The sequence below is a fragment of the Pseudoalteromonas sp. SR41-4 genome (assembly GCF_014163985.1).
Taxonomy (GTDB): Bacteria; Pseudomonadota; Gammaproteobacteria; order Enterobacterales; family Alteromonadaceae; genus Pseudoalteromonas; species Pseudoalteromonas rhizosphaerae.
This window is the reverse complement of record NZ_JACJEI010000003.1, coordinates 78702-92077: the sequence shown is the minus strand read 5'-3', so window position 1 is coordinate 92077 and position 13376 is coordinate 78702. Positions and strand designations below refer to the sequence as shown.

The 13376-nt window shown below is 41.1% G+C and carries 16 protein-coding genes; 2 read left to right on the top strand and 14 right to left on the bottom strand.

The features are described 5' to 3' along the window. Positions 1–15 precede the first annotated feature (15 nt). Positions 16–840 (top strand): polysaccharide deacetylase family protein, encoded by an 825-nt coding sequence (locus H5180_RS03465; protein WP_182731435.1) that lies wholly within the window; start codon positions 16–18, stop codon positions 838–840. On the opposite strand, the gene H5180_RS03460 is transcribed toward H5180_RS03465, so the two are convergent. The 14 genes from H5180_RS03460 to yceD all read right to left on the bottom strand — a co-directional run bounded on the left by H5180_RS03460 (position 837) and on the right by yceD (position 12636). Then, on the bottom strand, positions 837–2690 hold the full coding sequence (locus H5180_RS03460) for a metallophosphatase (protein WP_182757677.1): 1854 nt from the start codon (positions 2688–2690) through the stop codon (positions 837–839). The two genes, H5180_RS03465 and H5180_RS03460, sit on opposite strands and share 4 nt — an antisense overlap. A 7-nt stretch (positions 2691–2697) precedes the next feature. Continuing rightward, positions 2698–3477, bottom strand: a complete 780-nt coding sequence (locus H5180_RS03455; protein ID WP_182757676.1) for a TatD family hydrolase — start codon at positions 3475–3477, stop codon at positions 2698–2700. 11 nt (positions 3478–3488) lie between these two features. After that, the gene (locus H5180_RS03450) at positions 3489–3815 is read right to left on the bottom strand and encodes a PilZ domain-containing protein (protein WP_145233592.1); all 327 of its coding nucleotides are present in this window, start codon (positions 3813–3815) and stop codon (positions 3489–3491) included. 7 nt (positions 3816–3822) lie between these two features. Next, entirely contained in the window at positions 3823–4719 is an 897-nt protein-coding gene (gene holB, locus H5180_RS03445) for a DNA polymerase III subunit delta' (RefSeq protein WP_182757675.1), read from the bottom strand. 1 nt (position 4720) lies between these two features. Beyond that, positions 4721–5350, bottom strand: a complete 630-nt coding sequence (gene tmk, locus H5180_RS03440; protein WP_182757674.1) for a dTMP kinase — start codon at positions 5348–5350, stop codon at positions 4721–4723. Between the two features lie 54 nt (positions 5351–5404). Beyond that, on the bottom strand, positions 5405–6406 hold the full coding sequence (gene mltG, locus H5180_RS03435) for an endolytic transglycosylase MltG (RefSeq protein WP_182757673.1): 1002 nt from the start codon (positions 6404–6406) through the stop codon (positions 5405–5407). Next, positions 6400–7242: an aminodeoxychorismate lyase gene (gene pabC / locus H5180_RS03430; RefSeq protein WP_259399529.1), complete on the bottom strand. Its 843-nt coding sequence runs from the start codon at positions 7240–7242 to the stop codon at positions 6400–6402. The genes mltG and pabC overlap by 7 nt, the downstream gene beginning before the upstream one ends. 54 nt (positions 7243–7296) lie before the next feature. Beyond that, positions 7297–8535, bottom strand: a complete 1239-nt coding sequence (fabF, locus tag H5180_RS03425) for a beta-ketoacyl-ACP synthase II (RefSeq protein WP_149982366.1) — start codon at positions 8533–8535, stop codon at positions 7297–7299. Between the two features lie 118 nt (positions 8536–8653). Next, complete coding sequence (gene acpP / locus H5180_RS03420; RefSeq protein ID WP_016707440.1) at positions 8654–8890, bottom strand: acyl carrier protein; 237 nt, start codon at positions 8888–8890, stop codon at positions 8654–8656. A gap of 240 nt (positions 8891–9130) precedes the next feature. Further along, positions 9131–9877, bottom strand: a complete 747-nt coding sequence (gene fabG / locus H5180_RS03415; RefSeq protein WP_182757672.1) for a 3-oxoacyl-ACP reductase FabG — start codon at positions 9875–9877, stop codon at positions 9131–9133. 12 nt (positions 9878–9889) lie between these two features. After that, entirely contained in the window at positions 9890–10816 is a 927-nt protein-coding gene (gene fabD / locus H5180_RS03410) for an ACP S-malonyltransferase (protein WP_182757671.1), read from the bottom strand. Between the two features lie 59 nt (positions 10817–10875). Further along, complete coding sequence (plsX, locus tag H5180_RS03405) at positions 10876–11919, bottom strand: phosphate acyltransferase PlsX (RefSeq protein WP_145233585.1); 1044 nt, start codon at positions 11917–11919, stop codon at positions 10876–10878. A gap of 12 nt (positions 11920–11931) precedes the next feature. After that, positions 11932–12102, bottom strand: coding sequence for a 50S ribosomal protein L32 (gene rpmF / locus H5180_RS03400; RefSeq protein ID WP_002962381.1), 171 nt, complete (start codon positions 12100–12102; stop codon positions 11932–11934). Between the two features lie 9 nt (positions 12103–12111). After that, positions 12112–12636, bottom strand: coding sequence for a 23S rRNA accumulation protein YceD (yceD, locus tag H5180_RS03395; RefSeq protein WP_145233584.1), 525 nt, complete (start codon positions 12634–12636; stop codon positions 12112–12114). Positions 12637–12778: 142 nt separating this feature from the next. Between yceD and H5180_RS03390 the strand changes: the two genes are divergently transcribed. Next, positions 12779–13372 (top strand): nucleoside triphosphate pyrophosphatase, encoded by a 594-nt coding sequence (locus tag H5180_RS03390; protein ID WP_182757670.1) that lies wholly within the window; start codon positions 12779–12781, stop codon positions 13370–13372. The last annotated feature ends 4 nt before the right edge of the window (positions 13373–13376 follow it).

Below are 13376 nucleotides of genomic sequence, written 5' to 3'. Positions count from 1 at the left end.
AGTGTAAGGACTACCATGTTAAAAATATCTTCATTGATCATGACTATTTCAGTACTGTCATTCTCTGTTATTGCCAATCCTGAGTCGCAAAAATACCTTGGTTTTAATTACCCGCATAAAGCGCAAAATGCTGTGAGTATCACGTTTGATGATGCCCGTCACAGCCAAGTCGATGTTGGCGCTGCGATTTTGAACAGGCACCAAGTCAAAGCAACTTTTTATGTTTCCCCTTTTAACGTCAAGCAGCGCCTAACTCAGTGGCAAGACGCGGTAAAATCGGGCCATGAAATTGCAAATCATACCAGCAGCCACGTATGTACAGGGAATTTTGAATGGTTAAGAGCACAAGACTTATCACTTGAACACACTACACTCAAGTGGCTTGAAAATGATATTTTATCAGCGCAGCAATACCTAAAAGATCATTTAGGAGTGACCCCTCGCGCCTTTGCTTATCCGTGCGGCAATACATTTGTTGGCCGGGGCATTGATACTAAGAGCTACGTGCCTTTAATCGCTAAACATTTTGACAGCGGCCGAACTTGGTTAGATGAGTCAGCTAATAATCCTAATTTTACTGATTTTGCACAGCTAACAGGACTTAGGATCGACGGAATGAGTTTTGATGAAATCATTACCATGCTGGATCAATTACGGGAAAATAATGCTTGGTTGATTTTAGCGGGCCATGAAATTGGTAACGGAGATCAATATACTACTGACGCAAAAGTACTCGAGCAATTGCTTGTTTATCTGAAAGATCCTGCTAACGGTTATTGGTTAGATACAGTAAGTAACGTTAGCGACTATGTAAGACAACAGCGCAAACCATTAAATTAATCATTGCTTAAATCAAACTCTGTGGTGCGATTATCGGGATGGAGTAACTGATAACGCGCCAGCTTTCCTTGTTGTAATTCAATCAAACTAATCGCTGAATCACTCACCAAGTATTTTTGCCCCTCCCCGATGGTTTGATGTTTATCGACTTCCATCTGCCAACGCTTTGTAAAAAAGTTTAACGGGCTTTTCGGCGCGTATAAAATCGAGTCTAACTTATCCAGCACGTTAATTAATTTACGCGGAAACTCATTTTTAATACCACTGGCAGTAAGTTGCCAAATTCTATTGGGGTGCTTACCAAAGCGTTTCTGTACGGAAAAACAGAATGAGTAATGTACATCACCCGATAAAATAAGCGTTTCTTTAGGGGTATCGTCACGGCGAAAGGTATCCAGTAACTTTTTAGCTGAGCCTTCGTGGGCCATCCAGTTTTCAACATCAACTAATAATGGCTGTCCGCAAATATTAAACAATGACTGAATAGCTTCAATTGATTTAACGCCAAACACCGGTGCGGGTGAGACAATGATCACTTGTTCATGAGTCACTAAACTGTCTTCGAGCTCAGTGAGACGCTCCCAATCAAGTAGACCAGAGGGCTCATTAAAGTTTTGCTCATTACGCCAACGATGAGTGCGGGTATCCAGCACGACCACTTTAGGCACAGTATTCACCTCATAATGCCAATGATTAAACTCGAGAATGGTTTTATCAAACGCTTTAAATTGCCATTGTTTTTGCTCAGAAAAACTCGTCTTAAACGCATCAAGTAAAGCGGCTGTTTTATGACCTGCATCATTGCCAAAGCCTTGCATCAGCCAATAACTGATCAAGCCATTATTAACAATACGGCGGCTAACTGGATGTTGGTAAATAACCTGCTCCCAACCAGCCGTCAAGTTCCAATCATCGGTAACATCATGATCGTCAAACATCATTAACGTTGAAATATTTGCCAGTAGCACCTGAACGTGTACTAAGCCATTTTTAAAATCCGTTAAAGCTGCTTTTTCATTATCAAAAACTTGCTGGCATTTGGGCGAGCTTGCTTGATAGCTAATACTATCAAAGTCAATTAAGTCCCACAGTAACGGGCTAAAATTGAGTAAATAAAGGGCTATAAACTCTTCAAAAAAGATCAAGTGATTTGCAGCTTTTAAGCTTGAAAAATGTGGCTCATCTTTTTTTAGCCAATAGCCAACCCCTATTTTATTGCGTTTTTGCCAAGGGACCGTCGGTAAATATAAGTGGCGCTGATAAAGTTGTTCACTTAACTGTGCAGGTAAATCAATTGCCAGTGGTTGCTCTTGGTATATTCCTAATACGCTGATCAGTCGTTCAATTGCTAATAACATCGCACCAGCAACATCATCGGCATACACTTGATCACCAGAGAGCAGTAAAACATCCGCCCCGGTTTGATTTACACTGCGATTTTGCTGTTGAAAATCATTCGCAGCCACTAAGCTATCTTTTGCAGGATGATGTGGGTTACGGCATGAGCCATGTAAAATCTGCTCAAGTTTTTGCGGGATCACAAATTCAGGGGTGGCTTTTCCTTGATAACAAAAATCACTTAAATCAACGTCTAAGTTGCTGTTTAATAGGCGGTAGCTGATCAGCTGATTAACAGGCAATGTTGCGGCAATCGGTTTTACGATCACAAAGTGCAAGTAAAGATGAGTACCTAAAGCAATGCTCTGTTGCTCACTAAAAACGTCTATATCATCAAATTCAATACTAAATTGTGATGCTACCGACGTTGCAAACTGTATGCAAACCTCTGCAGCATCAGCTCGGCGCACCATCGGCCCCATTATTAATAGAGGGAGTGATGCTGTGCTCATATGCTAATTAACCTTTGTTCACTAAGTTGAACAATGAGTAGAAGTTTTCCGTAGTCGCTTTGGCTAGCTCTTTGTAGCTAATACCTTTTAAATCAGCAATGTAATAAGCAACATCTTGCACATAAGCGGGCTGATTAGTTTTCCCACGATACGGTACTGGCGCTAGATAAGGCGAGTCTGTTTCGATTAATAATCTATCAAGAGGGATTTGTTTAACAACATCTTTAAGCTCTGCGGCATTTTTAAAGGTCACAATGCCAGAGATAGAAATATAAAAGCCTAAGTCGATGGCTTTTTTAGCCATATCCCAATCTTCAGTAAAGCAATGCAATACACCACCACACTTTTGTGCGTTATGTTCACGCATTAAGTTTATGGTGTCGTCGCGCGCATCGCGAGTATGAATTATAAGTGGTTTTTGTAACTCGTTCGCCACTTCAATATGACCCACAAAACTTGCTTGTTGCACGGCATGGGTGTCTTTCGAATAATAGTAATCAAGCCCTGTTTCGCCAATTGCTACTACTTTATCGTGGCTTGCTAAATCAATTAAGCGTTGTTTATCAAGTGCGTCTTTTTGATCAAGCGGGTGAACACCACACGAGGCAGAGACATCACTATAGCCTTGAATTTTTTCTAGCATACTAGGGAATTGATCAAGTGTGACACTCACACATAAAAAGTGTTCAACTTGTTTAGCCCGTGCACTATCAAGTACTTGGTCTAAGTTTAAATCGAGTTTATCAAAATCGAGTCGGTCTAAATGGCAATGAGAATCTACAATCATGTTACTGCTTACTACATGGTATAAGTTGGATTACCAGAGTTTAACATAGTCCCTAGTAGTTTTTCGATCTTCACATTTAGGTTAGTTTTATCATCGATAAAACTAATACCAATGCCCGGTGGGTTAGAACTTTGCGCGCCTTGTGGCGTGATCCATGTAACTTTTCCGGTTATTACATCATCTTCAAGCGCATCCGGTAATGTCACTTTTAATGCCAATGAATGACCCATCTCATAACGCATATTAGTGCGCACAAATAGTCCACCATTTTTTAAATACGGCATATAGCAGCGGTATAATTCATCTAGATCATCTAAATCGACTAATAATTCTTGCACAATAATCCTACTTATAGCTTTTACGTAAACGATACGCTAAACGAGACACTGCCAACGGCAAGTTCAATCCTAATATCTGTGTACTGTTTTGCACAAATTCGGCCAATGCATTTTGCGCACTCTGATATGAATCAAAATCCATTCCAGCAATGAGTTGTTGTTTTAATTGTTCGCTTAAAAATAAACAAAAGATGCGAACACGCTCTGTATCTTTACTGATAATATCAACTAACGCACTGAAATTATGGCCTTGTTTTAGCTCAGTTGCAAACTTATACAATTCATCGATGACCTCCAGCTGCTCATCTTGTTGCCAACGGGCAATCAATAATGGCTGCTGAGTAAACATTTTTAACCATGGATATGCAGGAACGTGCAGTTGGGAAATCCAATTCATAGCAACATTGGCGTCATTCACTTTTACTTGTGTAAGCGCGCAGCGACTTAAAATAGTGGCCGGTAATTGCGTTGTCGCACTCGTTGTTAGTAACAAAAATCGCTGCGGGCTAGGCTCTTCTAACGTTTTAAGTAAGGCATTGGCCGCCGCGGTGGTCATTTTATGGCAATCATTGATCACCACCACTTTATTGGCATTTTGCGCCGCTGATTGATGCATGAAATCGCTGACACTGCGAATATCATCCACACCAATGCTTTGTCCATCAGCTTGCACTACATATTTGTCAGGATGAGTAACCGCTTGATTTAAATGGCAGCTCTTACAATGCCCACAAGGGACTAAGTTAGTTGCAGACAAGCACAATAATGCATTAGCCAGCTGCTCCACTAAGGCGCGCTTACCAACACCTTGTTGACCATTAAATAATTGTCCATGGTGAAAACGCCCAGCATTAAAACTGGCTGCTAATTGCTGCTCAACATTGCTAAGCCAAGGATAAATCATGTTAATTGTTACTTTTCATAAATTGTTCAAGCACGGTAATAATATCTTGATGTACTAATTGCATACTTTGACCTGCATTAACTGTTTTAATAGTGTCATCACTATTTGCGAGTTCTAAATAGCGTGCGCGGGTACGTTCAAAAAAACTCAATGCTTGTTGTTCTATACGATCCAGTTCACCGCGTCCTTTCGCACGGGCAAGGCCCACCGCAGGTTCAATGTCCAAATAAATGGTCAGATCTGGTTTTAAACCTTTTAATACAATATTGGCGAGAGAATCTAACGTAGTAGCGGCAATTTCACGTCCGCCGCCTTGGTAAGCCTGCGATGATAGATCGTGACGATCGCCTAATACCCATTGTCCTTTAGCAAGTGCTGGACGAATAACATTATGTAGCAGTTGCGAACGGGCTGCATACATCAGCAGTAATTCTGTTTCGCTGGCAATCTGTTCGTCATGGTGATCTTTTACAATAGTGCGCAGTGCTTCAGCGATGGGTGTGCCGCCGGGCTCGCGTACATTAATAAAATCAACTTTGTGCTGCTCTAAAAACTGTTGGCAAATTGCTATAGCTGTCGATTTACCGGCCCCTTCTAAGCCTTCAATCACAATAAATTTTGCTGCTGTCATGATCTCTCTTTTTAGTTTGAAAAAGCATTAATCGGCTTTCTCGTTTTATATTCTTTACTCTGATTTGCTTAACTGTTTTTGATAACGTAAGTAATCTTGTACTGCTTTGTTATGTTCTTTTAAGGTTTTAGAAAATTGATGGCTACCATCGCCTTTGGCAACAAAATAAAGGTACTCAGACTCAGGTGGATTGACTGCTGCAAGTATTGCCGCTTTTGACGGCATAGCAATCGGCGTAGGCGGTAAGCCATTAATTTTATATGTATTATACGGAGTATGATTAGTTAAATCTTTACGTTTTATATCACCATCAAAGTCAGCACCAATGCCATAAATCACGGTTGGATCAGTTTGCAAGCGCATTTTTGTATTTAGTCTATTAGTAAATACAGAGGCTATTAATGGCCGTTCGCTGGCAAGGCCTGTTTCTTTTTCAATAATTGAGGCCATAATCAATGCTTCGTAGGCCGTTTTAAACGGTAAATCAGCAGCCCTGTTTTGCCAAGCCTCATCAAGTACATTTTGCATTATTTTATGCGCTCGTTTGAGCACTGAGCTTGTCGTATCATTAGCATGATAATAATAGGTATCAGGAAATAACCACCCTTCTAAATGCTGCTCAGAGCCGACTATTTGCTGAGATAACTCACCAAGACTTAAATCTTGACGAAGATACTGGGCTTTACTTATTGCCGCTAACACGTCACGAAGTGACTGACCTTCAATAATTGTAAAACTAAAGCTTACTTGTTTACCTTGATTGATTTGCCGAATGTTATCAAGCACCGTGGCGTTATTAAGTTGATATAAACCAGCTTTTAAATCCGTCAGTGTCGGATCGAGTTTCGCGAGTATCTGATAACGTAAGCACCCATCTAACCATTTTTTTGCTTGCCACTGTTGGCAGAGTTGATTAAACCCCGTGCCTTTTTTAACTTCAAACAACGTATTCGCTGACGCTTTTAAACTACTGTTAATAGTAGCTTGCAACTGTTGATAACCAACTCCAGTTACCAATAATGCTAGCAACACAATCGATATAATCACTCTTAACACGCATACTCCTTGGTAAATAAACCATGCAATAATACTAAACTATTTGCTAACTCAAATTGCATACCATCAATCGCAGTAACAGGCACAATTCCCATTAAGCTATTACAACTAAATACTGCCTCCATTTGCAGCAATTGTTCTAGCTTAATATCAGCAAATTCAATGGTTAACTTATCACACAGTGATTGCAGATAAACCCCTTGAATGCCACAGTTTTGCAAACTTGGACTAAAAACTCGACCATTTTTAATAGCAAAAATATTTGCCGCAGAGGTTTCAATCACATTATTGTGATAATCACACACCAGTACATCATCACAATCTTGCCCTTGCATGGCGCGTTTGATCATTACTTGCTCTAAACGATTTAACGTTTTCAAACCAGCAAGCAATGGTTGCGATGCAAGTTGCACAGGGCTAATAGCGAGTTTAATACCTTGTTGTGCTAATTGAGCGTAGTGTGAAGGAAACGGTAATAGCGACAGTACAATCAATAAATTGCTTTGTTCAGGAAGGCCATAACCACGCCCTCCTTCACCACGTGTAACCACTATTTTTAATACGCCCAGCGAAACCGTCTTAATATACTCAGCGATTGCTTGCTGCAGCGCCGATAAATCCAGCTCACCAAAACTAAGTCGCTGCGCGCATTCAACTAATCGTGCACTGTGAAGTGGCCAATGCTCTACTTGAGCATCAACTATTTTTGCAGTTGTAAAAAAGCCATCGCCATAATTAAAGCCGCGATCATTGCTACTTATGCTAACGCCTTGCTGTGGCGTGACTAATTTTATTGTTTGCGCTATGTGAGTTTTTTGTTTTGGCATATTTTGCATATAAAAAAGCCCAGTAACAACTGGGCTCTTATTTTGTCTCGTTGTTAAAAAAGATTATACCTTTTTAAATACCAACGAGCCATTAGTACCACCAAAACCAAATGAGTTACATAATGCGTAATCAAGTTTCGCATCACGAGCCGTGTGTGGAACGTAGTCCAGATCACAGCCTTCATCAGGGTTATCAAGATTAATTGTTGGTGTTACTTTTTGATCTTGTAACGACAAAATAGTGATAATTGATTCAACAGAGCCTGCTGCACCGAGTAAATGACCCATCATAGATTTTGATGAACTCACCATCACATCTTTGGCAGCATTACCAAAAATTGACTTAACTGCAGAAGTTTCTGCTTTATCGCCAGCGTTAGTCGATGTACCGTGAGCATTAATATAACCCACTTGATCTGCATTGATTTGCGCATCGTTTAAAGCATTTTCCATCGCCAAGGCTGCACCGGCACCATCTTCTGGTGGCGACGTCATGTGATAAGCGTCACCGCTCATACCAAAACCAACCAACTCAGAGTAGATTTTTGCACCTCGGGCTTTCGCATGCTCGTATTCTTCAAGTACGATAACACCAGCACCATCAGCAAGTACAAAGCCATCACGGTCTTTGTCCCATGGACGTGATGCAGCTTGCGGATCATCGTTTCGGGTTGATAACGCACGTGCAGCGTTAAAACCACCCATACCAATTGGCGTTGAGGCTTTCTCTGCACCACCGGCAACCATCGCATCAGCATCGCCATAAGCAATCATGCGCGCAGCGTGACCAATGTTGTGTAAACCTGTTGTACAGGCTGTCACGATAGAGATATTTGGACCACGTAGACCGTGCATAATCGATAAATGACCAGAGATCATATTGATAATGGTCGACGGCACGTAAAAAGGAGAAAGCTTACGTGGGCCACTGTTTAATAACTTTATGTGGTTTTCTTCAATAAGTGTTAAACCACCAATGCCCGAACCCACAGCAACACCAACGCGGGCTGCGTTTTGCTCTGTGATCTCAAGGCCAGAATCTTGTAGTGCTTGTACACCTGCTGCAATGCCATACTGGATGAACAAATCCATTTTTTTAGCATCTTTTGCCGGCATATAGGCTGACGCATCAAAATCATTCAGCAAACCAGCGAACTTGGTGCCAAAACTAGATGTATCAAAATGAGTGATAGTTTGGATACCACTTTTGCCATTTAACAAGCCTTGCCAGGTTGATTCAACATCATTACCTAGCGGCGTCAACATTCCTAAGCCAGTTACGACGACTCGACGTTTAGCCACGGTTTGCCTCCAATAAGGGAATTATTATTTTTCTGGTGGGTATTAATACCCAAATGCGTGGAAATACAGGGTATAGATAGATTAAGGGCAGCGAACGCTGCCCTTAATATGCGATTGATTACTCAGCGTGAGCCGTTACGTAATCGATTGCAGCTTGTACTGTAGTGATCTTTTCAGCTTCTTCATCTGGGATCTCAGTATCGAACTCTTCTTCAAGAGCCATTACTAATTCAACAGTATCAAGTGAATCTGCGCCTAAGTCATCAACGAAAGAAGCTTCATGCTTTACTTCTTCTTCTTTAACACCTAGTTGCTCAATGATGATTTTCTTTACGCGTTCTTGGATGTCGCTCATTCTTCTTTCCTTTATTAAAAACGCCAATGCGTTATTTTCAGATTGCGGCGTAGTTTACGGCGCATAATTCTGTGATTCAAGGATTTGCTGATAATTTTTTATCTGGTCAAACCTCTTGACGGTTATTTGTGTCTTTTATCGCTTATTTTCAGCACGAATTCAAGTATGTTTAAAGCAAGTTAACAAAAAATTCAACATTTTTCGACAAGCCGCCTCAAAACAAAATAGGAACAAAGTTCCTTACACCATGTACATCGCACCATTTACGTGCAAAGTTTCGCCTGAAACATACGCTGCTGCATCAGATGCTAAGTAACATACTGCGGCGGCAATTTCATCCGGTTGGCCTAAACGCCCAGCAGGAACATTAGCAAGCGTAGCTGCTTTTTGCTCGTCAGTTAAGCTGTAGGTCATATCTGTTTGAATAAAACCAGGAGCAACTACGTTGACTGTAATACCACGAGAAGCAACTTCACGCGCTAACGACTTAGAAAAACCAATTACACCCGCTTTAGCTGCTGCGTAGTTAGCTTGCCCTGCATTACCCATTGTACCAACAACTGAACCTATATTGATAATTCGACCGTTTTTCTTTTTCATCATCGGGCGTAACACTGCTTTAGATAAACGAAAAACTGAGCTCAAGTTAGTATCAATGATATCGTCCCACTCTGCATCTTTCATACGCATAAGTAAGTTATCGCGAGTAATACCGGCATTATTTACTAATACGTCGATATCGCCTAAATCTGCTTTTATCGCAGCAAGTGTCGCCTCGATCGACGCAGGATCAGTTACGTTTAACGCATAACCTTTACCATTCTCGCCTAAGTATTCGCTGATATTTGCAGCACCGGACTCGCTGGTTGCAGTACCAGCAACTTTAGCACCTTGTGCTACTAATGTAGTGGCGATTGCTTTACCAATACCACGACTAGCGCCTGTGATTAGGACAACTTTGCCCTCTAACGAAAATAAATTTGCCATTTTTTCCTACTCTTATTTTGCTTCGTCAATGGCGGTTTGGCTATTCACCGAACCACATACCATTGCTTTATCAATGCGTTTAGCAAGACCCGTTAACACCTTCCCAGGGCCAAACTCGTAGCTTTGGGTAATGCCCTGCGCTACCAATGCTTGTACTGTTTCTGTCCATCGTACTGGACTGTATAGTTGACGCACTAATGCATCTTTAATAGCGTCCGCTGAACTTGCAGCTGTTACATCAACATTATTAATTACATCACACTTAGGTGTATTAAATGTTAAAGCAGCTAAATCTTTTGCTAATTTTTCTGCCGCTGGTTTCATTAGTTCACAATGTGAAGGTACGCTTACCGATAAAGGCAATGCACGTTTTGCACCGGCTTCTTTACACGCTTCTGATGCTCTGTCTACTGCGGCTTTATGACCTGCAATCACAACTTGACCCGGTGAGTTATAGTTTACTGGTGCAACCACTTCACCTTGTGCTGATGCCAAGCACGCGGCTTTAATTTCGTCATCACCTAAACCAATGATCGCAGCCATTGAACCCACGCCTGCTGGCACAGCTTCTTGCATATATAAACCACGGTTTTCAACCAATTTTACAGCTTCGCCTAAGCTCAACACATCAGCACATACCAGCGCTGAGTATTCACCTAAACTGTGACCTGCCATCGTTACGTCTGCATCTAGATTTGCAGCAAGCCATTGGCGGTAAATTGCCACCGATGCTGTTAATAATGCCGGTTGCGTACGATGGGTTTGATTTAATTCTTGTTCTGGACCATTAAGTACTAATGCAGCCAAATCATAACCAAGTGCCGCTGATGCTTGCGCGAACGTCGCTTTAACAATATCAGATTGCTCTAATAGTTCACTTAACATACCCACAGATTGTGAGCCTTGACCCGGAAAAACAAGTGCAATTTTTTGTGCCATACTTTGCTCTTTTAATTAAACAAATAAATAAATTTTTAAGTACGCACCTGACATAGTAATTAATCGTCAGTTGCGACTTTTTTAGTTGAATGTGTTTGCTCGAAGATAGCTGCAATTTTTTCAGGAAGTTGACGTTCCACCTCTCTAGCAGCTTCGTCGATAGCAGCATGAAATGCTTTAGCTGAGGCATTTCCATGGCTTTTTACGACAATACCTCGCAATCCTACCAGAGAAGCGCCGTTATACTGGTCGGGGTTCACCCGTTTATAGAGTTTTTTTATTACTGGCTGTAACATAAATGCTAAACATTTATAGAAAAAGTGCTTTTGCAGTGCTTTGGTAAGCTTAAACATAATCAGCTTGGCAATCCCTTCACAGGTTTTCAAAGCCACATTGCCCACAAAACCTTCACAGACGATCACATCTGATTTACCAGTAAAAATATCACTACCTTCGCTGTAACCAGTATAATTAAGGTAGCTACATTGTTGCATCAGTTGTGCAGCTTGTTTGATATCTTCATGGCCCTTAATGTCTTCGGAGCCAATATTTAATAAACTCACTTTTGGACTATCACAGCCCAGTGCTTGCCCTGCGACAACCGAGCCCATAATGCCAAATTGATATAAGGTTTGTGCATCACAATGCACGTTCGCACCTAAATCAAGTAAGTAAACCGGATTTTTTCGCTCAGTTGGCACAGCCGAGATCAATGCAGGACGTTTTACGCCTGGCAACATTTTCAGCACATAGTGAGCCATAAATAATAATGCACCGGTATTTCCGGCACTAACGCACGCTTGTGCCTCACCTGATTTAACTAAATCAAGGGCAACGCGCATTGAGGAATCTTTTTTAGATCGCACAGCAGAAGACGGTTCACAGCTATTGGTGACTACTTGACTACAATGACGAATTATTAAACGAGGATGAGATAGAGAATCGAGAGACTCGAGTTCTTTAGATATTACTTGTTCGTTGCCACATAAGATCAATCTTAGGTTGGCATTTGCATTTACCGCGTTAACGGCTGCGGGGATAGATGAACGGGGGCCATAATCGCCCCCCATCATATCTAACGCAATTGTTAGATTGGTCAGCATAAAAGCAATCTCTTATTTAGAAATTACTTGAACGCCTTTGTAGTAACCATCTGCAGTCACATGGTGACGACGATGAGTCTCACCAGATGTTTGGTCTACAGTTAAAGTTGGACCACTGATCGCATCGTGTGAACGGCGCATGCCGCGTCTTGCACGAGACTTTTTGCTTTTTTGTACAGCCATAGTCTTCTCCTAAGAATCTTTCTTAAGTTGTTTCAAAATATCAAATGGATTTGGTTTATCATCTTCCGCTTTTAAAACACCAAAGCTGGCAGGCTTTGCTGAATAACTGCATGAAGCTTCGTTGTGGGTAGCAACTAATGGCACTGCTAAAATTAGTTCGTCTTCGATTAAATCAAAAACGTTAACTTCACCATTTTCATCAAGCGCTACTTCATCGTAGTCTTCTGGAAAAATCTCTAACTCTGTATCCTCACCGACTGGTGAATAAACAAAGTCTTGAACCAAATCCAACCCTAAATCACCATTACAACGTTGACAAGTGACAGTAACATGTGTGGACAAATTGCCTCTAATCACAGCGAAACCTTGATCATCGTTTTTGCAATGAATTTTTACCGCTATTTCACCTACTTCTTCCTGCACAACTTCCCGTAAACGGGTAAGTTTTTCAAGCGGTACAATGCCGTCATACTTTAAACGGTGTTGCGCTGCCTTGCCTGGATGAAGAGTGATGGGAATTTTCACCTTTTGCATAGGGGCTGCATCATATAGATAGTTACTTGGTTAGTCAAAGTAAAAAACCAATTTTAGCTGGTTTTTCGCGATTCATTTCTTTGTTTTGCCAACGGATCTGATTTATCCTAACTCAATCTAATTTTCATTAGGAAAACAATCCATGCAGCACCCGCTTATTTTAGCCTCAAGTTCACCCTTTCGTCAGTCTTTATTGCAAAAATTTAATCTGCCGTTCGACAGTTTTTCACCTGATATTGACGAATCAGCACTACCCAATGAAGCCCCTGTTGAACTTGTAAAACGCTTAAGTGAACTCAAAGCACGCGCAGCCACTGCCCTTTTTAAACAAGGCTTAGTAATTGGCTCTGATCAAGTTGCCGTATTTGAGCAACAAATCTTAGGTAAACCACACAACAAAGAAAATGCCATTAAACAACTGAGTTTATTTAGCGGTAATACAGTCACATTTCTAACGGGCTTATGTGTTTATGATATTCAAAGCAATAAAACAAAAACCCTAGTTGAACCCTTTAATGTTACATTTAGAACACTGGCACAAGCACAAATATCTGCTTACTGCGACGCAGAGCAACCCTACAATTGTGCAGGCAGCTTTAAAAGCGAAGGCTTAGGTATTTGTTTATTTGAAAAGCTTAGCGGTGATGACCCTAATAGCTTGATTGGTTTACCACTTATCAAACTCAGCCAATTATTGACTGAGTTTGGTATGGATGTGTTAAGTAATCAAGACTAACTAT